This window comes from Candidimonas nitroreducens, assembly GCF_002209565.1.
Taxonomy (GTDB): domain Bacteria; phylum Pseudomonadota; class Gammaproteobacteria; order Burkholderiales; family Burkholderiaceae_B; genus Candidimonas; species Candidimonas nitroreducens.
In genome coordinates this window covers 318,057-339,654 of sequence record NZ_NJIH01000002.1, presented here as the reverse complement: position 1 = coordinate 339,654, position 21,598 = coordinate 318,057, and the positions used below count along the sequence as shown (strand labels likewise).

The following is a 21,598-nucleotide window of genomic DNA, read 5'->3' as shown; positions in this document are numbered from 1 at the left end:
GAGGAGCATATGCGTGATACAAGCCGGGCCCGATGGTGCGCGGGGATTCTGATGGGGACGATGGCCTTGCTCGCGGCTGCCTGTGCGGCCGCGGCACCGGCGCTGCGCGTGGTGGTGTCGCTGCCTGCCGGCGGCGGGGTCGATGCCATGGCGCGCATCGTTGCGCAGGGACTGGCCAAACGTTGCGATTGTTCCGTGGTCGTGGAGAACAAGCCGGGTGCTTCGGGAACCATTGCGGCAAGAGCCGTGATCAATTCCTCTTCCAGCGAGCCGAGCATCCTGGCCAGCGGTAACCAGGAAATAACGATTGCCCCATTCTTGATCAAGGATCCTTACTATAGGCCCATGCATGACCTGCAGCCTTTGCTGCAGGTGGGTACGGTGGCCTCCGTATTGTTTGCCAAGGCGGGAGGCGAATGGGCGTCCTCGGCGGCATTCCTGCGCAGCCTGCACCGCAGCCCGGCAATCGGGATCGGTGTTCCCGGAGTCGGCACGCCCATGCATCTGGCCCTGTCCGCGGTGGCGGGCGAAGCCGGCGGCGCGTTCTTGGCCGTACCGTACAAAGGAGCGCCAGGAGTCGTGATGGCGGTGCTTTCGCAAAGCGTCGCATACGGGACGGCAGGCCTGCCGGCGGTATCGTCCTTGATCGCAAACGGAGGCGTGCGCGCGCTTGCCGTCCTGGGCTCCCAAAGTTCCAGCCTGTTGCCGGGCGTGCCCGCCATTACTTCGTATGTCCCTTTGCGGGAGAAGATCCCCGAGATTTCCTATGGTTTCTTTGCGCCGAGTTCCTGGCCGCAGGCTCGCCGCCGCCAGCTGGAAGCCGACCTGAAGGCGGTGGTGCAAGACCCCGATATCCGCAAGAAGCTCGAGCGCCTGGGTATTGAAAAGCCCGTGATGGGGGCAGCGGCCTACGAGGCCGAATTGAAAAGCCAGCTTAAATATTATGGCCATGCCATGGCACGCCTCGCCAAGACCGAGTCGGGCCATGGACACCAATAGTGGAGAATTCGTGATGACGCGGCAATTCCTGATACTGGACAAGACCGACAACGTGGGCGTGGCGCTGGCCGACCTGCCGGCCGGCAGCATTCTGAGCGGCTCCGGCCTGGCCGAGAGTGTGCGTCTGAAGCAGGACATACCTGCCGGCCACAAATTTGCCCTGAGCGCCATCGGGCCGGCCCAGCCCATCAGGAAATACGGGGTGTGCATAGGCCTGAGCACCGAAGCCATCGAGGCCGGGCGCCACGTACACGTGCAGAACATAGAAAGCATGCGTGGACGGGGGGACAGGTCATGACTGCCAGCGGCGGTACTTTTCTGGGATATGCGCGGCCCGATGGCACGGTGGGTATCCGCAATCACGTCGTGGTGATTGCCGCGATGGACAATGTGAATCCGGTGGTGCGCAGGATCTGTGCGCAGGTCGCGGGAACGGTGCCCGTCTGTGTGGCATATGGACGTGGCCAGTTCGGCGCCGACCTGGAGCAGCACGACCGGGTGCTGGCCGGCTACGGTTCTCATCCGAATGTGGCGGCCGCTTTGGTGGTTGGCCTGGAGCCCAAGACCACGCAGCGCATGGCGGTCCGCATCGCCGGCTCGGGGCGGCCGGTATGCTGGCTGGATGTGCAGGGTAGCGGCGGCACTGTACGGGCGGTGGAAAAGGGCGTGCGCATGGCTCTGGATCTGGTGTTGACGGCCACGGAAGCGCAGCGCCGGGAATTCCCGCTGGCCGATTTGGTGCTGGGCGTCGAGTGCGGCGCTTCGGACGCCACTTCCGGACTTACGGCCAACGTAGTGACGGGCCATGTGTCGGACTGGCTGGTCGAGGAAGGGGGCACGGTCGTCCTGTCCGAAACGGATGAAATCGTGGGCGCAGAACACCTGCTGGGGCAGCGTGCCGACTCGGCGGAAGTCCAGCGCAGCCTGCTTGCCGCGGTCGCCCGTCTCGAGGCGCTTTCCCGCTTCCAGGGAATCCAGCTGTGGCCTTTGGGCGAGGACAACATTGCCGGAGGCCTGAGCACGCCAGAGGAAAAATCGCTGGGCGCCATCAGGAAAGGTGGAACCTCGGCGCTGCGCGAAGTCGTGGGATACGGCGTCAGGCCCAGCCGCAAGGGGCTGGTCTTCATGGACGCCCCTGCGCCGGGGGTGGAAAACATAACGGCGCTTGCCGCCGGCGGCGCCCACCTGATCATTTTCAATACCGGCGTGGGCAATCCCGTGGGACACGCGCTGTCGCCGACCATAAAAGTAACGGGCAACCCGCAAACCGCGGAACTGTTCGCAGACAACCTGGATCTGGACGTCAGCGCCGTCCTGACCGACGGGCTGGATCTGGCCGAGGCTGCCGTCGCACTGCGCGGCCTGATGATCAAGGTGGCCAATGGCAGGGCCACGAAAAGCGAAGTACTGGGCGACACGGAAATCTCGATCTCGCGGCTGGAGCTGGGTTTTCTGCATCAGTGCGGCGCGGGCCCGTCATGAGCATGCTGGTCGAGTGCGAGGCGCTGCGCGATTGGGTGAAGGGTATTCTGTGCCGAGCCGGAGCGCCGGCGCCGCAGGCGTCGTGCGTGGCGCATATTCTGCTGCGTACCGACAGCCGTGGCGTGCGGACTCATGGCGTCACGCGCCTGGCTTCGTATGTAGAGAAGCTGAGGTCAGGCGAGGTCAACCCGGATCCGCAGATTTCGTCGCACTCGATCTCGCCCAACACCATGCTGCTGGAGGCCGATGGCGCCTTCGGGCAAGTGGCCATGAGCGAGGCCCTGCGCCTGGGCGTGCAGGGCCTGGATACGGGCGACATGCGTGCCCTGTTGATCAGGGAATGCGGCCATCTCGGGGCTTTGGGCCTGTATGCGCTGATGGCCGCGGAACAGGGGTATTTTTCTGTGGTGGCGCAGCGCACGCCCGCATTGATGGCTCTGCCGGGCTTCGAGCATCCCGCGGTGGGGAACAATCCCATTGCGTTCGGCTGTCCGATAAGCGGTGCCGATCCCCTGGTGTTCGACATGGCGTGCAGTGTGGCGGCGCGCGGCCACATATTGTTGAGAGCGCGCAGCGGCGAGCCCATCCCTGAAGGCTGGGCCCTCGATGCCCACGGCGAACCCACCACCGAGGCCGCCGCCGCATTGGGCGGCGCCTTGCTGCCCAGTGCCGGGCACAAGGGCATGGGTATTGCCATGTTGGTCGAATGCCTGTCCGCGGGCTTGCTGGCTTCGGAGCGCAGCATCGCTGCCCTGCGCAGCGAAACAGGCGTGGCGATTCAGGGTGCGGTAGGCAGGCAGGGCGCCTTCATGCTGCTGATCAACCAGCGCGTATTGAGCCGCGGGTATTTCGATGCCTATATGAGCCAGTGGGCCGGGCAGTACAGGCGCAAGGGAGGAGTCGATGCGCGCCTGCCGGGTGCGCGCGGCGCCGAACTCGAGCGCGAAGTCCGCCGCCGCGGCAGCCTGGATATAAGCGAGGATCTGTATCGTGAGCTGTGCGGCCTGGCGGCCCAGTTCGGCTTGAATTTCCCCGCGGCGGCGCTCGCATGAAAAGCTCTGGTCAAGCAGGTGCCTGCCAGGAATTCGCCCCGAAATTCGAGCGCTGCGAGCCTGTGGCCAGGGCGGCGGTATGTTAGTTCAGGGCGCTGGTGCGTATCAGCCCGACCGCGATGCCTTCAAGTGAAAAGTCGTCTTCGGGGCCCACGATTATGGGCTTGAAGTCGGGATTTTCGGGCAGCAGCTCGATGCGCTTGCCGCTGCGCGACAGGCGCTTGACCGTGACGTCGTCGCCGATGCGGGCCACGACGATCTGGCCGTTGCGCGCCTCTGGGGTTTTGCGCACGGCCAGCAAGTCGCCGTCGAGTATGCCGGCGTCGCGCATGCTGAGGCCACGCACCCGCAGCAGGTAGTCGGGCGTCTGGTCGAACAAGGCCGGTTCGACGCCGATTTCGCGTTCTATGTGTTCGGTTGCGAGAATGGGGCTGCCGGCCGCTACCCGGCCGACGATGGGCAGCAGCAGTTGCGCCAGGCCCTCGGCCAGGGCAGCGGCGCCCGCCACGGAAGCGCGGGCGGCCGATGCCAGGGGCGCGGCAGAGGGCGCGGAAACGGATGCTGCCGCGGCGCCGGCCGCCAGGCCTGCCGCAGCGCCCGGGGCGTCTTTGAGGCGTATGCCGCGCGAGGCGTTGGCGGTGAGTTCGATGGCGCCCTTGCGGGCCAGGGCGCGCAGATGGTCTTCGGCGGCGTTGGCCGACTTGAAGCCCAGTGCCCGGGCGATTTCGGCCCGGGTAGGGGGAAAGCCCGTGCGCGCGATTTCGTTGCGGATGAGGTCGAGAATTTCTTGCTGACGCGCAGTGAGTTTTACGGCCATGGCTGCCCCGGCATATGCCTGTATTTTTATACAGTTCGAATTCTGTCGTATCGGGGGCCAAAAAGCAAGCGCCGGTGGGGCGCCAGTACCAGCCGGGCGCCAACTGGGCGCTGATCGGGCATTGATCGGCAATTGATCAGTAATTGACCGGGTACTCATGGAGCGCCAGTGCGACGCCAATGTGGCATCGATATGGCACCGGTGGCCGGCCGATCGGCCGCCAAAGAAACGGGCGGGCCGTTTCCGGCCCGCCCGATCAGCGATCGCTGCCGGCATATGCCTGCCGGCACGGATAAGCTTAAAGCACCTTGGAGATGGCCTCGGCCACGTAGTCGACGTTGCGGCTGTTCAGGGCCGCAACGCAGATGCGGCCGCTGGCTATGGCGTATACGCCATGTTCTTCGCGCAGGCGATCGACCTGGGCGGAAGTGAGGCCCGAATACGAGAACATGCCGCGCTGCTTGCGCACGAATTCGAAGTCTTGCTTCACGCCATGCGCCTTGAGCTTGTCGACCAGTTGGTCGCGCATGCTGCGGATGCGATCGCGCATGCCGGCGAGTTCTTGCGTCCAGAGCTGGTAGAGTTCGGGCGTGTTCAGCACCATGGAAACCACGCTGCCGCCATGAGTGGGTGGGTTGGAGTAGTTGGTGCGGATGACGCGCTTGAGCTGGCTGAGCACGCGTGCGGATTCGTCGCGGTCGCCCGAGATCATGGTCAGCGCGCCGACGCGCTCGCCATACAGCGAGAACGACTTGGAGAACGACGAGCTGATCAGCATGTCGAGCCCCAGCCCGGCGAACAGGCGCACCACCGCGGCGTCTTCTTCCAGCCCGGCGCCGAAGCCCTGGTAGGCGATGTCCATGAAGGGCACCAGCTGCTTTTCCTGGAACACCTGGGCGATCTGCTGCCATTGCTCGAAGCTGGGATCCACGCCCGTGGGGTTGTGACAGCAGGCGTGCAGCACGACGATGGTGCGCGCCGGCAGGCCGCGCAGGTAGGCCAGCATGCCGTCGAAGTCCAGGCCGTGCGTGGCGGCGTCGTAGTAGGTGTAGGCGACCACTTCGAAGCCGGCGCGCTCGAACAGCGCGCGGTGGTTTTCCCAGCTGGGGTTGCTGATGGCGACCTTGGAGTCGGGCAGCAGTTGCTTGAGGAAGTCGGCGCCGATCTTCAGGGCGCCGGTGCCGCCCAGCGCCTGGGCGGTGAGCACGCGGCCTTCGGCCGCCAGGGTTGAATCGGGCCCGAGCAGCAGGGTTTGCGCGCCCTTGTTGTAGCCGGCGATGCCGTCGATGGGCAGGTAGCCGCGGGCCGCGGCGGCCTCGACGCGCTTGATTTCGGCGCGGCGCACGGCTTCCAGCAGGGGAATGCGGCCCTGGTCGTCACAATAGACGCCTACACCGAGATTGACCTTGTTGCCGCGCTTATCGGCCACATATTGTTCAGTAAGGCCGAGTATGGGGTCGCGCGGAGCGAGCTCGACAGAGGCGAAAAGTGAGTCCATGTTTGGGGATATCTTGGGGGGAAGTGTGGGAAGTGGTGAATTGACAGGCAATAGTGTGATAATAAGGGGTTTACCCTAGGTGTGTCCAGCCATGAAAGCTCCTGGTTTTGTCGAGTTTCCCGGCAGTCCGTTCCAGCTCTACCAGCCGTATCCGCCGGCGGGCGACCAGCCTGCGGCCATTGCCGCGCTGACCGAGGGCATCGACGACGGCCTCATGTTCCAGACCCTGCTGGGGGTGACCGGTTCGGGCAAGACCTACACCATGGCCAACGTCATCGCCCGCACCGGGCGCCCGGCCATCATCCTGGCGCCCAACAAGACGCTGGCCGCGCAGCTGTACGCCGAAATGCGCGAATTCTTTCCGAAGAATGCGGTCGAGTATTTCGTCTCGTACTACGACTACTACCAGCCCGAGGCCTATGTGCCCACGCGCGACCTGTTCATCGAGAAGGACTCGTCCATCAATGAACACATCGAGCAGATGCGCCTGTCGGCCACCAAGAGCCTGTTGGAACGGCGCGACACTGTGATCGTGGGCACGGTCTCCTGCATCTACGGTATCGGCAACCCCGGCGACTATCACGCCATGGTGCTGACCTTGCGCACCGGCGACACCATAGGCCGCCAGGAACTGCTGGCGCGGCTGGTGGCCATGCAGTACGAGCGCAACGATGTGGAATTCGCGCGCGGCCATTTCCGTGCGCGCGGCGAGACCATAGACGTGTTCCCGGCCGAACACGCCGAGCTGGCGCTGCGCATCACGCTGTTCGACGACGAGATCGAATCCCTGGAAATGTTCGATCCACTGACCGGCAAGATCCGCCAGAAAGTGCTGCGCTTCACGGTGTTCCCCAGTTCCCATTACGTGACGCCGCGCGAGACCGTGCTGCGCGCCATCGAGACCATCAAGCTGGAGCTGCGCGAACGCCTGGATCACCTGACCGCGGCCGGCAAGCTGGTCGAGGCGCAAAGGCTGGAACAGCGCACCCGCTTCGACCTGGAAATGCTGCAGGAACTGGGCTTCTGCAAGGGTATCGAGAACTATTCCCGGCACCTGTCGGGCGCGGCGCCGGGCGAGCCGCCGCCGACGCTCATCGACTACCTGCCGCCCGACGCGCTGATGTTCATCGACGAGAGCCACGTCACCATCGGCCAGCTCGGCGGCATGTACCGCGGCGACCGCTCGCGCAAGGAAACCCTGGTGCAGTATGGTTTTCGCCTGCCGTCGGCGCTGGACAACCGGCCGCTGCAACTGGAAGAGTTCGAGCGGCGCATGCGCCAGTGCGTGTTCGTGTCGGCCACCCCCGCCACCTACGAACGCGAGCATGCCGACAACATCGTCGAGCAGGTGGTCAGGCCCACCGGGCTGGTCGACCCCGAGGTCGAGGTGCGCCCGGCGCTGACCCAGGTCGACGACCTGCTGGGCGAGATCAAGCTGTGCGTGCAGGCTGGCGAGCGGGTGCTGGTCACCACCCTGACCAAGCGCATGGCCGAAGACCTTACCGATTATCTGGGCGAGAGTGGCGTCAAGGTGCGCTATTTGCATTCGGACATCGACACGGTCGAGCGGGTGGAAATCATCCGCGATCTGCGCCTGGGCATCTTCGACGTGCTGGTGGGCATCAACCTGCTGCGCGAGGGCCTCGACATCCCCGAAGTGTCGCTGGTGGCCATACTGGATGCCGACAAGGAAGGCTTCCTGCGTTCCGAGCGCAGCCTGATCCAGACGATAGGGCGGGCGGCGCGCAACCTCAACGGCCGCGCGATTCTGTATGCCGACCGGGTCACCGACTCCATGCAGCGAGCCCTGGACGAGACCGCGCGGCGGCGCCACAAGCAGCTCGAATTCAACGAGCAGCACGGCATCACGGCGCGCGGCGTCAGCAAGGCGGTGCGCGAGCTGATCGACGGCGTCATGGCCTCGCCCGCGCCCGATGCCGGGCTGGCGGACATCCCTGCCGAGGTGCTGCGCGACGAGAAATCCCTGGCCAAGGAAATACGCCGGCTGGAAAAACTCATGATGGATCACGCCCGCAATCTCGAGTTCGAGCAGGCCGCCGCGGCCCGCGATGCATTGAACCGCCTAAAAGACCAGGCCTTGATGAATTAGCGGGCCGCGCAGGCCGGGCCGCGTAGGCCGAGCCACGCAGGTCGAGCCGCATAAGTCGGGGCTCGTGGGCCGGGCCGCGCAGGGCAGGCCACGCCACGCAGGTCGACCCATATCGGCCAGCCCCTGCGGGTCGACGCATATCGCCGCGCGCCTCCCTCCTGTATCGCATTGCTTCATCGATTGCATTTGTTGTCAAATACCAACATAAGTGTATGCAAGTGTGCAGCAATTCTGGTCTTCGGCGGCTAAATCGCGGGGCTAGGCCGGGCGCGGAAACTGGCGCGGCGGCGCGATCCCGCAAGCGGTGACGGATCGCCGCCCATCGCTTTGTTGCACTGCCGCATGCGCTTTGCGGCCAGGCCCGCGAAATGGCTTGCGGAATGCTCCGGAAATTACCCGAAAAACCTTATAACACCTTAATGTCATTAAGTTTTTCGATTTGTCAATAATGTCCCTACAGGTGATTGTGACACTGCAAAAAATCCTTGCCTTATTTGGGGTTTTCCCTCACACTTTCACCTATGATGACTAAGGTACTTTTCGTTTGCATGGGTAATATCTGCCGCTCGCCGAGCGCAGAAGGCGTGTTCCGCCACATGGTCGCCGAAGCGGGTCTGGCCGATGTGGTCAGCGTGGACTCTGCTGGTACCCACAGCTTCCATATCGGCGAACCCCCCGACGCGCGCGCTCAGGCTGCGGCCCGCAAGCGCGGCTACGACATCTCCGGCAGCACCGCCCGTCTGGTAACGCCCGAAGATTTCCGCGAATTCGACCTGATCCTGGCCATGGACTGGGAAAACCTGTCGGCGCTGCAGCAGCAGTGCCCCAAGGTCTACCAGCACAAGCTCATGCTGCTCATGCGCTTCGCCAACGAATTCGAAGAAGCCACGGTTCCCGATCCGTACTACGGCGGCCCCGAAGGCTTCAACAAAGTGCTCGATTACCTCGAAGACGCCTGTCAGGGCGTACTCGAACTCGTCCGCAAGCGCGCCACTCAATACCAGGCTGCCTGAAGCAGGCCGCCGCCGTCACAAAAAGCCGCGCCATGCGCGGCTTTTTGTTATTGGGGCTAGGCGGGCACGCTCCCGGCCTCCGGCTGCGGCCCGGGCCCGGGTAGGGCAAACAGGCCGGGGTGGCCATGCCGGGCAGGAGCCCGGCATGCCGCGGCGCGGTGGGCAGGCAGCAATAAGGTGGACAGGCTTGCAATAAGGGCAACCAGGTTAAGGGCCGTGGGCCATGCGCAGGCCCCTGGTGCTGCATCGAGCAGGGCCGCCGACAATAAATCCCCAGCAATTTAGTCGGGAATTTGCTATACTTGAGTCAATTACTCGGATATTTCTTTTTGCGGCCGCACATGGCTTGCAGGCTTCGAGTTAGACCAAGGAAACCATCATGCGTTTGACGACCAAGGGGCGTTTTGCAGTAACGGCAATGATAGATCTGGCGCTGCGTCAGCAAAGCGGCCCCGTAACGCTGGCGGCCATCAGCCAACGTGAAAACATTTCGCTATCCTATCTAGAGCAGTTATTCGGCAAGCTGCGCCGGCACGAACTGGTCGAAAGCGTGCGCGGCCCGGGCGGCGGCTATTCGCTGGCCAGGCTGGCGCGCAATATCACCGTGGCCGACATCATCTTCGCGGTCGACGAACCACTCGACGCCACCAGTTGCGGCGGCAAGGAAGACTGCAACGTCGGGCGCATCGGCAGTTCGGGCAAGTGCATGACGCACGAGCTATGGTCCACGTTAAATCGTAAAATGATCGATTATCTCGATTCTGTTTCCCTACAAGACCTGGTAGACCAGCAGCGCATGCGGCTGCTGCGCGAGGCCTCGCAGGCACAGGCGGAAATCCGCCTCAACCGCATGCCCGCAACGTCAGTGCCTGCATAGCCGCTATCCCGGAGCCCTTTGATGTCGAAGTCCACGTGCCCCATCTATCTCGATTATTCCGCCACCACGCCGGTCGATCCGCGGGTGGTCGAGAAAATGGTGCCCTGGCTGTATGAAAACTTCGGCAATCCCGCCTCGAACAGCCACTCTTATGGCTGGGACGCAGAAGAAGCCGTGGAACAAGCCCGTGCCGATGTGGCTGCCCTGGTCAATGCCGACCCGCGCGAGATCATCTGGACTTCGGGCGCCACGGAATCCGACAATCTGGCGCTGAAGGGCGCCGCCGGCTTTTACGCCGGGCGCGGCAAGCACATCGTTACGCTGCGCACCGAGCACAAGGCCGTGCTCGACACTTGCAAGGAACTCGAGCGCCGGGGTTTCGAGCTCACCTACCTGGACGTGCAGGAAAACGGCCTGCTCGATCTCGACGCCTTCAAGGCGGCGCTGCGCCCCGACACCATCCTGGCCTCGGTCATGTTCGTCAACAACGAGATCGGTGTGGTGCAAGACATCGCCGCGCTGGGCGAAATCTGCCGCGACAAAGGTATTGTTTTCCACGTCGACGCGGCCCAGGCTACGGGCAAGGTAGCCATAGACCTGCAGCAGCTGAAGGTCGACCTGATGTCGTTCTCGGCTCATAAAACCTACGGCCCGAAGGGCATAGGCGCCCTCTATGTGCGGCGCAAGCCGCGCGTGCGCATCGAGGCCCAGATGCACGGCGGCGGCCACGAACGGGGCTTTCGCTCCGGCACGCTGCCCACGCACCAGATCGTCGGCATGGGCGAGGCCTACCGCCTGGCGCGCGCCGAAATGGCCGCCGAAAACGAACGCATGCGCGGCCTGCGCGACCGCCTCTGGGCGGGGCTGTCGCGCATTCCCGAGGTTTATCTCAACGGCGACTTGCAGCAGCGCGTGCCGCACAATCTGAACGTCAGCTTCAATTACGTCGAGGGCGAATCGCTGATCATGTCCATCAAAGAGCTGGCGGTGTCCAGCGGCTCGGCATGCACCTCGGCCAGCCTGGAACCTTCCTATGTGCTGCGCGCGCTGGGCCGCAGCGACGAACTGGCGCACAGCTCCATACGCTTCACGATCGGGCGCTTCACCACGCAGCAAGAAATCGACTACGCCGTCGAACTCATCACCAGGCGCGTGAGCAAGCTGCGCGATATGTCGCCCTTGTGGGAAATGGCCCAGGAAGGCATAGACCTGAACACGTATCAATGGGCGGCGCGCTGAAGGCAAACCGGCCCGAACCCGGAGCACGCATGGCTTACAGCCAGAAAGTCCTGGATCACTACGAAAACCCGCGCAATGTCGGCACCTTCGACCAGGCCGACGCAAGCGTGGGTACGGGCATGGTCGGGGCGCCCGCGGAAGGCGATGTCATAAGGCTGCAGATCAAGGTCGGCGCCTCGGGTATCATAGAGGATGCCCGCTTCAAGACCTATGGCGGCGGTTCCGCCATCGCCTCCAGCTCGCTGGCAAGCGAGTGGGTCAAGGGCAAGACGCTGGACGAAGCGCTTAATATACGCAGTACGCAAATCGCCGCGGAACTGGCGCTGCCTGCGGCCAAGATCCACAGTTCGATCCTGGCCGAAGACGCGATCAGGGCGGCGGTGCGCAATTACCAAGAGAAACACCAGGAGTAGCATTCCATGTCAATTACTCTGACGCAGAGCGCGGCCGATCACATCGGGCGCTACCTAGAGAAGCGCGGCAAGGGCGTGGGCCTGAGGCTGGGCGTACGCACCTCGGGCTGTTCGGGCATGGCTTACAAGCTGGAATATGTCGACGAGCCGGCCGCCAACGACCTCATTTTCGAGTCTTGCGGCATCAAGGTCTACGTCGACCCAGACAGCATGGCCTACCTCGACGGCACGCAGCTCGACTACACCCGCGACGGCCTGAACGAAGCCTTCAAGTTCTCCAATCCCAACGAAAAGGCCACCTGCGGCTGCGGCGAATCCTTTACGGTGTAAACACCGAGGCCGGCAAAAGCCGCTGCCGCCGGCCTGTTGATCGAGCACAGGCTTGCCGCCCACCGTTCCGGGCGGCCGCTCGAGCCCCGTGCCGCCGTACTCGGTAGCCTGAAGCCCGAGCCTGCCTCAAGCGCGGGCCGGCCGCAAACACGGTGCGCGTGGCCTCACTACGGCGCTCAGGGCTCCGGTATAGTTGCGGTCTGTTCCGAGTCGGCGAATTTTCCAGCCGATTCCCGACCGACCCCATACGGATCCCTGTTCATGACCTTTCCCCGTCTGCGTTTCGGCCTGGCTGCCAACCGCCTGCACCACGAATCTCCCGGTGCGGCGCTTTTCAAATGGCTGGAGCGTTCGGGGCCGGCCATCCGCGAACTGGGCGTCGAGCTGCGCGCGGTGGGCCGCACCTATCACGCGATCGAGCATTCGGGCCTGCTGGCCGGCTATCGGGGCCTGCTGCGCTATCCCTACGGGCGCGACGGCGGCCTGATGAAGCTGGTGGCGCATATTCCGCAGCGGCCCGGCGGCGAGCCGGCCCTGGACGGCGCCATTTATCTTATCGATCCGGTCGATCCGTCCTCCATTTTTCCCGAAGCACTGGCGCTCAAGCGCCAGTGCGTCACGCATGGCAAGCCCTTCATCTCGACGCTGGCCGGCGCCGTAGAATGGATCGAGGTCGAGCGCCTGCACGCGGGGCTGGGGCTGAGCGCGGGCCAGGCCGCGCGCCAGGCCTTCGATTTTGCGGCGCAGACCGTGGCGTTGATCGCGCACGATGCGCTCAAGGATCAGATGGTCGATTTCGCCGACAGCCATTTCGAGCTGCTGTCGCGCTTCGCCGCGCGTGTCGGCACCGGCACCACCAGCGGCCGCCTGAATGCGATGGCCTGGTCGCGCGGCTGGCCGCGCGAGCGGCCCTGGGTGCAGCCCTACTTGAGCGGGCCCCTGGGCGGCGACGCCCAGATCGCCGAACTGGTGCTGGAAGGCCGCTGCCAGCGCGTCATTTTCTTTGAAGACCCGCACGTGGCGCGCCAGCACGAGGCCGACATCCAGCTGCTGGAACGGGCCGTGCGGGTGGTGACCGCCACGGCCACTTGCGCGACCTCGCCGGCCGTGGCCTATAAATGGGCGCAGGCCATGGAGCTGCTGGCCTGAGGCAAGCCTCGGCGGGGCGGCCGCGCCGGGGCGATCCCTTTTAGCGTGAACCAGCCCTAATCTTCGCGCCGCAGGTGCGGAAACAGAATCACGTCGCGGATGCTGGGGCTGTCGGTCAGCATCATCACCAGGCGGTCGATGCCGATGCCGCAGCCGCCGGTGGGCGGCATGCCGTATTCCAGGGCCCGGATGTAGTCGGCGTCGTAGTACATGGCCTCTTCGTCGCCGGCGTCCTTGGCCTGCACCTGCGCCTGGAAGCGCGCGGCCTGGTCTTCGGGATCGTTCAATTCCGAGAAGCCATTGGCGATCTCACGCCCGGTGGCGAACAGCTCGAAGCGTTCCGTGATGCCGGCCTGCGCGTCCGAGGCGCGAGCCAGCGGCGAAACCTCCACCGGGTAGTCGATGATGTAGGTGGGGTTCCACAGTAGCGCCTCGGCGGTTTCCTCGAACAGCGCCAGCTGCAGCGCGCCCAGGCCGGCACGGGCCAACACCGGCCCTTGCACGTCGGCGCCCAGCCTGGCGAGTTCCGTGCGCAGGAACGCTGCGTCGCGCAGTTGCCCGGCCTGATAGGCGGGGGCGTACTTGAGTATGGCCTGCTCGATGGTCAGCCGGTCGAAAGGGCGGCTCAGATCCAGTTCGCGGCCCTGGTAGCTGAGTACCGCAGTGCCGCAGGCCGCCACGGCGGCAGCGCGGATCAGCGCTTCGGTGTAGTCCATCAGCCAGCGGTAGTCGGTGTAGGCCGCGTAGAACTCTATCATCGTGAATTCAGGGTTGTGGCGCGGGCTGACGCCTTCGTTGCGGAAATTCCGGTTGATCTCGAAGACCCGTTCGAAGCCCCCGACGATCAGGCGCTTCAGGTACAGCTCGGGCGCAATGCGCAGGAACATGTCCATGTCCAGCGCGTTGTGGTGCGTCTCGAAGGGCTTGGCGCTGGCACCGCCGGGTATCGGGTGCAGCATCGGCGTCTCGACTTCCAGGAAGCCGTGTTCCAGCATGAACTGGCGGATGCTGCCCACGGCCTTGCTGCGTGCGATGAAGGTGCGCCGGGTCTCCTCGGTCATGATGAGGTCGACGTAGCGCTGGCGATAGCGCAGTTCCTGGTCGGCCACGCCGTGGAACTTGTCGGGCAGCGGCCGCAGCGACTTGGCGAGCAGCCGGGCGCTGCCGGCGTGTATCGACAGTTCTCCCTTGTTGGTCTTGAACACCTTGCCCTGTACGGCGATGATGTCGCCGATGTCCCAGGTCTTGAATTCGGCGTAGGCCTCTTCGCCCAGCGCGCCGCGTTCCAGGTAGATCTGGATGCGCCCCGAGGCGTCCTGCAGCGTGGCGAAACTGGCCTTGCCCATGACGCGCTTGAGCATCATGCGCCCGGCCACGGCAACCTGCCTGCCGGCGGCATCCAGCGCTTCTTTGTCGAGTTCGCCATAGGCCGCGCGTAGTTCGGCCGCGCTGCTGTCGGGCTTGAAGTCGTTGGGGTAGGCCGGCCCCTGGCCGCGCAGCCGCGCCAGCTTGGCGCGCCGCTCTGCGATCAGGTGGTTCTCGTCGAGGGCAGGGGTCGTGGGTGTGGAATCGGTCATGGAAGGTATCAGTCGTAATTGCGTATGTCGTCGATGATGGTCGAGCCGAAATCGTCGCGGTTCACGTAGCGCAGGATTTTCGCCGCGACCGCCGCGGGCGCGGCCAGCTGTCCGCCGGCGTGCATGTCGACGAAGCGCGCCAGCCCGGGGAAATCGGCCGGGTCGCTGTCGCGTATGTGGCCCTGCATGGCGGTGTCGATCACGCCCGGCGCCAGGGACGCGAAGCGGGCGTCGGGGTTTTCGGCGGCGGCGACCTGTGTGTAGCGATCCACGGCGGCTTTGGTGGCGCAGTACACCGCCCAGCCGGGGACGGGGTTGCGGCCGGCGCCTGACGAGATGTTGACCACACGGCGCTGGGCGTCGAGCCCGCGGGTGGCGCTCAGGAACGCGGCGCTCAGCAGCATGACGCTGGCCACGTTCAGGGTGAGCGCCGCGCCGATTGCCGCGGCGTCGTCCAGGCCCGCGGCGCTGCGCACGGGGTCGACGCTGCCGGCATTGTTGATGAGCAGGTAGCGCTGCGCGTCGCGCGGCAGGCAGTCGGCAAGCTGCGCGGCGCAGCGCTGTGCCGCGGCTGCGTCCGCCAGATCGACCTGGATCTGCCGCAAGCTGCCGCCGGCCTGCACGGCCTGCGCTTCGAGTTCGGCATTATGGCTGCGCGCCAGGGTCAGGACGCCGGTGCCGGCCTGCAGCAAGCCCTGGGCCAGCGCAAGGCCCAGGCCGCGCGATGCGCCGGTGATTATGGCGTAAGTGGAAAGGCTCATTGCGGGTGCTCCTGGTTGCGGGTTGCGGATTGCGGGTTGCGGCTGGCCGGCGCGGGCGGCGCCGTTGTCTTGTCGATCGCGAATCCGTATCAGACGCCTTGTTTCAGGCTGGCCTGGATGAATGGGTCGAGATCGCCGTCCAGCACCTTCTGGGTATTGGAGGTTTCCACGTTGGTGCGCAGATCTTTGATACGGCTTTGATCCAGCACATACGAGCGGATCTGGTGCCCCCAGGCCACGTCGGTCTTGGCATCTTCCATCTTCTGCTGGGCGGCCATGCGCTCGCGCAGTTCGCGTTCGTACAGGCGCGACTTGAGCATCTGCATCGCCTCGGCGCGGTTGCGGTGCTGCGAGCGGTCGTTCTGGCACTGCACCACGATGCCGGTGGGCGTGTGCGTGATGCGCACCGCCGAGTCGGTCTTGTTGATGTGCTGGCCGCCGGCGCCGCTGGCACGGTAGGTGTCGATGCGCAGGTCGGCCGGATTGATCTCGATTTCGATGGAATCGTCGACCTCGGGGTAGACGAAGACGCTGGCAAACGAAGTGTGCCGCCCGTTGGCGGAGTCGAACGGGCTCTTGCGCACCAGCCGGTGCACGCCGGTTTCCGTGCGCAGGAAGCCGAAGGCGTATTCGCCCTCGATCTTGATGGTGGCCGACTTGATGCCGGCCACTTCGCCCTCGGACTCTTCCAGGACTTCGGCCTTGAATTCCTTGCGTTCGCAATACTTCAGGTACTGGCGCAGCAGCATGGAGGCCCAGTCCTGGGCCTCGGTGCCGCCGGCGCCGGCCTGGATGTCCAGGAAGCAGTTCAGCGGGTCGGCCGGATTGGAGAACATGCGGCGGAATTCCAGCGCCTCGAGGCGCTGCTGGTAGCCGTCGCTGTCGTGCTCGAGCGACTCGAGCGTGGCGTCATCGCCCTCGGCTGCGGCCAGCTCGAACAGTTCCTGCGCGTCGCCCAGGCCGGCGCCCAGTTCCGACAGCGTCTGCACGACGGTGTCGAGATTCTTTTTTTCACGCCCCAGTTCCTGGGCGTGTGTGGGATTGTCCCAGACGCTGGCGCTTTCCAGCTCGGCGTTGACTACTTGCAGGCGTTCCGCTTTGGCATCGAAGTCAAAGATACCTCCGTAGAGCCAGCTGCCGATCCTGGTAGTCCTGCAGGCGTGCGGCCAGTTGATTTTGACGTTCTGCTTCCATGGTTTGCAAATTCCGGTGGGTGATTCGGGTTGGCGATACACATGTATATATATGGATACATGCCTGTGCATCGCATGTGTTCGTTCGTATATTCCGTAAGTTCGGGGGCGCCGTGCCGAAGAGGGTGCAGCCCGCCTTCGCGCCGGGCAGCCTGCCATTTTACCGCGTGGGCCGCCTGTGCGCAGGGCGGCGGCCGAGCCCGCCTCGGCAGGGCTGCAGCCACGGCGTCGGCCGGGGGCTTTTCGGGCAGGCTAGCCATGGGAATGGCTTCACATTGTGTTACCTTGTAAGCGGACGATCGTTGCCCATCGCACGTAGCATTCAATGGATCACATGGCCCTTGGCGGGCGCGAGGCATGGAAGCAGGGATGCGCAGATACGCAAAAATCGGATTATGGGTGGTGGCGGCTCCGCTGGCGGCCTTGGTGCTGTGCGTGGCCGTCGTCTGGGCCTTCAACTGGAATCTGCTGCGCGAGCCGTTGAGCCGGCGGCTCAGCGACGTGCTGCATCGGCCGGTGTCGATGCAGGATCTGTCCGTATATTGGTTCTGGCCCGCCGACCGCCCGGGCTGGCGCGGCTGGCTGCCGCTGCCGCGCATCCGGGCGCAGGGGCTGGCGGTGGGTAATCCGCAATGGAGTCCGGCCGACGAAGACATGCTGCGGGCCGCCGACGTGTCCGTCGTGGTCGACCCCTGGGTGCTGCCCGAGCACGTGGCGCGCATCGACAGCCTGCAGGTGGCTTCGGCCCGGCTCTTGCTGCAGCGTGCCCAGGACGGCACCGTCAACTGGAGCCTGACGCAGAACCCGTCCACCGAGCCGCAATCCGACTGGGCCTTCGACCTGCGCCGGCTGCAGCTGCGGGACGTCGGCGTGCAGGTGCGCGACGCCGCCAACCGGCTCGACCTGCAGGCCACCCTAGACAGCCTGCCGCAGACGACTGCCGAAGGCTATGGCCTGGGCTGGAAGCTCAGCGGCAGCTACAACCGCGCGCGGGTCGAGGGGCAGGGCAGTTCGGGCGGCATCTTGTCGCTGCAGCAGGGCGGCCAGCCCTTTCCCATCGATGCCCGCGTGAAAATCGGCGAGACGCAGATCCAGGCCCAGGGCTCGGTGACCCGCCCGCAAGACCTCGCCGCGCTGGACGTGCAGTTCAAGCTGCAGGGCGCGACCATGGCCGATCTGTACCCCATACTGGGGGTAGTGCTGCCCAACACGCCGGCCTACAGCACCTCGGGCCATCTGGTCGGGACGCTGCAGCCCGGGCACGAAACCTGGACTTATTCCGACTTCCGCGGCAAGGTCGGCGCCAGCGACATAGAAGGCACGCTCAAGTACCAGATCCGCAAGCCGCGTCCCCTGCTCAGCGGCGAATTGCGCTCTTCACTGTTGCGATTCAAGGATCTGGGGCCCCTGGTGGGGGTGGATACCGCGGCGCGCAAGGCCAAGCGCCTGCAGGCCGTCCACAATGCCGAAGGCGAGGAATTGCAGCCGGCCGCAAAGGTGCGGCAGCCCGCGGGCAAGGTGCTGCCGGTCGACCCGATCTCTACCGACAGCTGGGCCACCATGGACGCCGACGTCAAGTTCTCGGGGCAGAAGATCGTTCACTCCAAAGAGCTGCCGCTGGATCACATCCAGACCCATGTGGTGCTGGACGACCGCGTGCTGAGCCTCGATCCGCTGGATTTCGGGGTGGCCGGCGGCACGCTGGCCACGGTGATCCATGCCGACGGCCGCAGCAAGCCGCTGAAGGCGGATGTCACGGTTTCTGCGCGCCACCTGAAGCTCAAGCGGCTGTTTCCTGGCGCCGAGAGCATGAATGCCAGCTTCGGCGAGCTGCATGGCAACGCCCGGCTGGCGGCCACGGGCAATTCCATTGCCGCGCTGCTGGGCCATGCCAATGGCGAATTGAGCGCGCTCATCAGCAAGGGCACCATCAGCCGCCTGCTGCTGGAGACCGCGGGCCTGAACGTGGCCAATATCTTGATCAACAAGCTGTTCGGCGATCAGCAAGTGGTACTCAACTGCATGGCCAGCGACTTCAGCGTGCACAAGGGCCTGATGAGTACGCGGGTGTTCAGGCTGGACACCAGTGACGCCGTCGTGGACGTGAGCGGCACGATCAACCTGGCCACCGAGGTGCTGAACCTGGACGTTAAGCCCGAGAACAAGTCGGCGCGCGTGTTCACGCTGCGCACCCCGCTGTACGTGCACGGCACCTTCAAGCACCCGGATGTGGGTGTCTACAAGGGGCCGCTGCTGTTGCGCGCTGGCGCGGCGGTGGTGCTGGGCGTGGTGGCTACGCCTTTCGCGGCGCTGCTGCCCTTGCTGAACCCGGGCACCACCGAGGCCAGCGACTGCCAGGCCATGCTGGCCCATCCGGGCCGCAAGCCCGAACCCGAGGCGCACCCGAAACCGGCTCAACCGACCCGGCCGGCGCCGCCCGTCGTCGAATACTGAAAGCCTGCCCACATGCCGCCACGTTCATGAGTCTGCCATTCTTCGCACGCGCTTCTGCCGCAAGGCTGCGGCGGCGCCGGGCCCGCAGGGCCACGCTGGCTTCCATGTCCCCGGCCTATTTCGGCCTGACCATGGCCACTGGGATCGTCTCGCTGGCCGCGCACATGCTGGGCCCGGCGGCGTTCTCGCTGGCGCCCTTGTTCGCGCGGGTGCTGTTCTACCTGAACGTGGCGCTGTACGCTGTGCTCTGGATCCTGACGCTATTGCGCATCATGCGCCACCCGGCGCGCATGCTGGAAGACCTGACGCATCATCTGCAGGGCTGGGGCTATTTCACCATGGTGGCCGCCTCCAGCATTCTCGGCATCCAGTTTCTCGAGCAGGCGGGCAATGTCAAGGTCGCGTGGGCCTTCTGGCTGCTGGCCCTGGGGCTCTGGGTCTGCCTGAACTATGCGGTGTTCACGGCCCTGATCATCAAGGCGCACAAGCCCGAGCTCAAGCAGGGCATCAACGGCGGCTGGCTGCTGGCGGTGGTCGCCACCCAGTCGGTTTCGTCGCTCAGTCTGTTCCTGGTGGTCGACGTGCCGGTCGAATACCGTACGCTGATGGCTTTTCTGGCGCTGTCGCTGTGGCTGTGGGGCGGCATGCTGTACATATGGATGGTCTCGCTCATCTTTTATCGCGACACCTTCTTCCGCTTCTCGCCGGGCGACATGGTGCCTCCGTACTGGATCAATATGGGCGCCATGGCCATTTCGGCCCTCACGGGCGCTTCGATGATCGAGCACGCCGCCGACGTGCCGTACCTGGATTCGCTGCTGCCCTTCGTCAAAGGCTTCACCATTTTCTATTGGGCCACGGGAACCTGGTGGATCCCGCTGCTGGTGATACTGGAGCTGTGGCGCCACGGCTACCGGCATTTCCCGGTGCAATACGACGCGCTCTACTGGGGGGCCGTGTTCCCCCTGGGCATGTATGCGGCCAGCACCTACCGCATGGATCTGATGATGGGCTTCGGCTTTCTCATGCCTGTGGCCGAGGGCTTTCTGTTCGTGGCGATCGTGGCCTGGGTCATGACTTTCGTGGGCCTGCTTACCTGGGTCGGGCGGCGCGTTTTTGCGCGCAGGCAGATGGAACGCAATGGCGTCGCGCTGCGCCGGCACGGCATCCGCCACGGGCTGGGAGCCGTGGCGCAGCATGCGCGCCATGAGCTGCCCTCCAGGCACCGCGAGACGGGCAGGGCGGGGCACGAGTGAGCCCGCGCCGTGACGCGGGCCCCTACCAGCTGGTTTCCCTGTCCGACGTGGACGATATCTTGTGGATCGACAGGTCGGCGCCCTCGAATTCCTGTTCGGGCTCCAGGCGGATGCCCACGAAGCGCTTCAGGCTGCCGTAGACCACCAGGCCGCCGATCAGCGCGGTGCAGATGCCCAGCAGGGTGCCCGCCAGCTGCGACATGAATGACACGCCGCCCAGGCCGCCCAGGGCGCGCTGGCCGAAGATGCCGGCGGCCAGGCCGCCCCAGGTGCCGCACAGGCCGTGCAGCGGCCATACGCCCAGCACGTCGTCGATCTTCCATTTGTTCTGGGTCAGGGTGAACATCCAGACGAAAACGGCACCCGCCACGGCGCCGGTGGCCAGGGCGCCCAGGGGATGCATGACGTCCGAGCCCGCGCATACGGCCACCAGCCCCGCCAGCGGGCCGTTGTGGATGAAGCCCGGGTCGTTGCGGCCGCTGGCCAGCGCCGCCAGCGTGCCGCCGGCCATGGCCATCAGCGAGTTCATGGCCACCAGCCCGTTCATCCGATCCAGCGTCTGCGCGCTCATTACGTTGAAGCCGAACCAGCCCACCGTCAGAATCCAGGCGCCTAGCGCCAGGAACGGAATGTTCGAGGGTGGGTGGGCGGCGATGGCGCCGCTCTTGGAGTAGCGTCCGCGCCGCGCACCCAGCAGCAGCACCGCCGGCAGGGCGATCCAGCCGCCCATGGCGTGCACCACCACCGAGCCGGCGAAGTCGTGGAAGGGCGCCGAAAAGGCCGATTGCAGCCAAGCCTGGATGCCCAGGTGGCCGTTCCAGGCGATGCCCTCGAAGAACGGGTACACCAGGCCGACCAGCAGCGCGGTTGCGCATAGCTGCGGATAGAACTTGGCGCGCTCGGCCATGCCGCCCGAGATAATCGCCGGGATGGCGGCGGCAAACGTCAGCAGGAAAAAGAAGCGCACCAGCGCAAAGCCGCTATGTGCTTCCAGCACCGGCGCATCGGCGTAGAAGGTCACGCCATAGGCGACGTAATAGCCGACGAAGAAATAGGCGATGGTGGAAATGGCGAAGTCGGCGAGAATCTTGACCAGGGCGTTGACCTGGTTTTTCTTGCGCACCGTGCCCAGTTCCAGGAATGCGAAGCCGGCATGCATGGCCAGGATCATGATGGCCCCGAGCAAAATGAACAGGGCATCGGCGCTGTCTATGTGGCGCTCCATGCGGCACGCTCCTTTTTGTTGTGATAAATGCGCGGCGCGCTCGTGCCGCAGTCCGGCCTTGAATTTTACGAGCGCTAAATTGACGAATGGTTGAACGCAGTTGATTCATTGTTCACCGAAGATGAAGGTTTGTTTGCACGTTATTGGTGCGTT

At 64.9% G+C, this 21,598-nt stretch carries 19 protein-coding genes; 13 read left to right on the top strand and 6 right to left on the bottom strand.

Going from position 1 to position 21,598, the window contains the following annotated elements; all coding sequences use genetic code 11:
- The first annotated feature begins 9 nt into the window (after positions 1–9).
- Genes CEY11_RS03010 through CEY11_RS02995 form a run of 4 tightly spaced genes read left to right on the top strand, consistent with a single transcriptional unit; the run spans position 10 to position 3,533 of the window.
- Positions 10–999, top strand: a complete 990-nt coding sequence (locus CEY11_RS03010) for a tripartite tricarboxylate transporter substrate binding protein (protein ID WP_158215170.1) — start codon at positions 10–12, stop codon at positions 997–999.
- Positions 986–1,297, top strand: a complete 312-nt coding sequence (locus tag CEY11_RS03005) for a UxaA family hydrolase (RefSeq protein WP_198958818.1) — start codon at positions 986–988, stop codon at positions 1,295–1,297. The genes CEY11_RS03010 and CEY11_RS03005 overlap by 14 nt, the downstream gene beginning before the upstream one ends.
- The gene (locus CEY11_RS03000; protein ID WP_088601865.1) at positions 1,294–2,481 is read left to right on the top strand and encodes a UxaA family hydrolase; all 1,188 of its coding nucleotides are present in this window, start codon (positions 1,294–1,296) and stop codon (positions 2,479–2,481) included. Before CEY11_RS03005 ends, CEY11_RS03000 begins: the two co-directional genes overlap by 4 nt.
- A complete protein-coding gene (locus tag CEY11_RS02995) occupies positions 2,478–3,533 on the top strand; it encodes an Ldh family oxidoreductase (RefSeq protein WP_088602031.1) in 1,056 nt (351 codons plus the stop codon). Before CEY11_RS03000 ends, CEY11_RS02995 begins: the two co-directional genes overlap by 4 nt.
- An 82-nt stretch (positions 3,534–3,615) precedes the next feature.
- On the opposite strand, the gene lexA is transcribed toward CEY11_RS02995, so the two are convergent.
- Together lexA and CEY11_RS02985 are read right to left on the bottom strand one after the other, a co-directional pair.
- On the bottom strand, positions 3,616–4,350 hold the full coding sequence (gene lexA, locus CEY11_RS02990; RefSeq protein WP_088601864.1) for a transcriptional repressor LexA: 735 nt from the start codon (positions 4,348–4,350) through the stop codon (positions 3,616–3,618).
- Positions 4,351–4,648: 298 nt separating this feature from the next.
- Complete coding sequence (locus CEY11_RS02985) at positions 4,649–5,848, bottom strand: amino acid aminotransferase (protein ID WP_088601863.1); 1,200 nt, start codon at positions 5,846–5,848, stop codon at positions 4,649–4,651.
- A gap of 91 nt (positions 5,849–5,939) precedes the next feature.
- Here CEY11_RS02985 and uvrB point away from each other — a divergent pair, with 91 nt between their 5' ends.
- From uvrB to CEY11_RS02950, 7 genes are all read left to right on the top strand, one after another.
- The gene (gene uvrB / locus CEY11_RS02980) at positions 5,940–7,958 is read left to right on the top strand and encodes an excinuclease ABC subunit UvrB (protein ID WP_088601862.1); all 2,019 of its coding nucleotides are present in this window, start codon (positions 5,940–5,942) and stop codon (positions 7,956–7,958) included.
- A 521-nt stretch (positions 7,959–8,479) separates the two neighbouring features.
- Positions 8,480–8,971: a low molecular weight protein-tyrosine-phosphatase gene (locus tag CEY11_RS02975; RefSeq protein ID WP_088601861.1), complete on the top strand. Its 492-nt coding sequence runs from the start codon at positions 8,480–8,482 to the stop codon at positions 8,969–8,971.
- 379 nt (positions 8,972–9,350) lie between these two features.
- Positions 9,351–9,848, top strand: coding sequence for a Fe-S cluster assembly transcriptional regulator IscR (gene iscR, locus CEY11_RS02970; RefSeq protein WP_088601860.1), 498 nt, complete (start codon positions 9,351–9,353; stop codon positions 9,846–9,848).
- A gap of 21 nt (positions 9,849–9,869) precedes the next feature.
- The gene (locus tag CEY11_RS02965) at positions 9,870–11,087 is read left to right on the top strand and encodes an IscS subfamily cysteine desulfurase (protein WP_088601859.1); all 1,218 of its coding nucleotides are present in this window, start codon (positions 9,870–9,872) and stop codon (positions 11,085–11,087) included.
- 29 nt (positions 11,088–11,116) lie between these two features.
- Positions 11,117–11,500 carry an iron-sulfur cluster assembly scaffold protein gene (locus CEY11_RS02960; protein WP_088602030.1) on the top strand — a complete coding sequence of 128 codons (384 nt, stop codon included), beginning with the start codon at positions 11,117–11,119 and terminating at the stop codon, positions 11,498–11,500.
- Positions 11,501–11,506: 6 nt separating this feature from the next.
- The gene (gene iscA / locus CEY11_RS02955) at positions 11,507–11,830 is read left to right on the top strand and encodes an iron-sulfur cluster assembly protein IscA (RefSeq protein ID WP_088601858.1); all 324 of its coding nucleotides are present in this window, start codon (positions 11,507–11,509) and stop codon (positions 11,828–11,830) included.
- Between the two features lie 261 nt (positions 11,831–12,091).
- Positions 12,092–12,979 carry a methylglyoxal synthase gene (locus CEY11_RS02950; RefSeq protein WP_088601857.1) on the top strand — a complete coding sequence of 296 codons (888 nt, stop codon included), beginning with the start codon at positions 12,092–12,094 and terminating at the stop codon, positions 12,977–12,979.
- A 56-nt stretch (positions 12,980–13,035) separates the two neighbouring features.
- On the opposite strand, the gene lysS is transcribed toward CEY11_RS02950, so the two are convergent.
- The 3 genes from lysS to prfB all read right to left on the bottom strand — a co-directional run bounded on the left by lysS (position 13,036) and on the right by prfB (position 16,511).
- Entirely contained in the window at positions 13,036–14,556 is a 1,521-nt protein-coding gene (gene lysS, locus CEY11_RS02945; RefSeq protein ID WP_088601856.1) for a lysine--tRNA ligase, read from the bottom strand.
- An 8-nt stretch (positions 14,557–14,564) separates the two neighbouring features.
- Positions 14,565–15,317 carry an SDR family NAD(P)-dependent oxidoreductase gene (locus CEY11_RS02940; RefSeq protein WP_088601855.1) on the bottom strand — a complete coding sequence of 251 codons (753 nt, stop codon included), beginning with the start codon at positions 15,315–15,317 and terminating at the stop codon, positions 14,565–14,567.
- An 89-nt stretch (positions 15,318–15,406) separates the two neighbouring features.
- Positions 15,407–16,511 (bottom strand): peptide chain release factor 2 gene (prfB, locus tag CEY11_RS02935; RefSeq protein ID WP_143322664.1). Its coding sequence is split into 2 segments (ribosomal slippage): positions 15,407–16,429 and positions 16,431–16,511, totalling 1,104 coding nucleotides; the frame shifts between segments, so codons are not numbered across the junction.
- A 368-nt stretch (positions 16,512–16,879) separates the two neighbouring features.
- Between prfB and CEY11_RS02930 the strand changes: the two genes are divergently transcribed.
- The gene (locus tag CEY11_RS02930; protein WP_088601854.1) at positions 16,880–18,964 is read left to right on the top strand and encodes an AsmA family protein; all 2,085 of its coding nucleotides are present in this window, start codon (positions 16,880–16,882) and stop codon (positions 18,962–18,964) included.
- 104 nt (positions 18,965–19,068) lie between these two features.
- A complete protein-coding gene (locus CEY11_RS02925) occupies positions 19,069–20,220 on the top strand; it encodes a tellurite resistance/C4-dicarboxylate transporter family protein (RefSeq protein WP_233154693.1) in 1,152 nt (383 codons plus the stop codon).
- Between the two features lie 22 nt (positions 20,221–20,242).
- Here CEY11_RS02925 and CEY11_RS02920 read toward each other — a convergent pair whose 3' ends face one another.
- Positions 20,243–21,445: an ammonium transporter gene (locus CEY11_RS02920; RefSeq protein ID WP_088601852.1), complete on the bottom strand. Its 1,203-nt coding sequence runs from the start codon at positions 21,443–21,445 to the stop codon at positions 20,243–20,245.
- Positions 21,446–21,598: the final 153 nt, after the last annotated feature.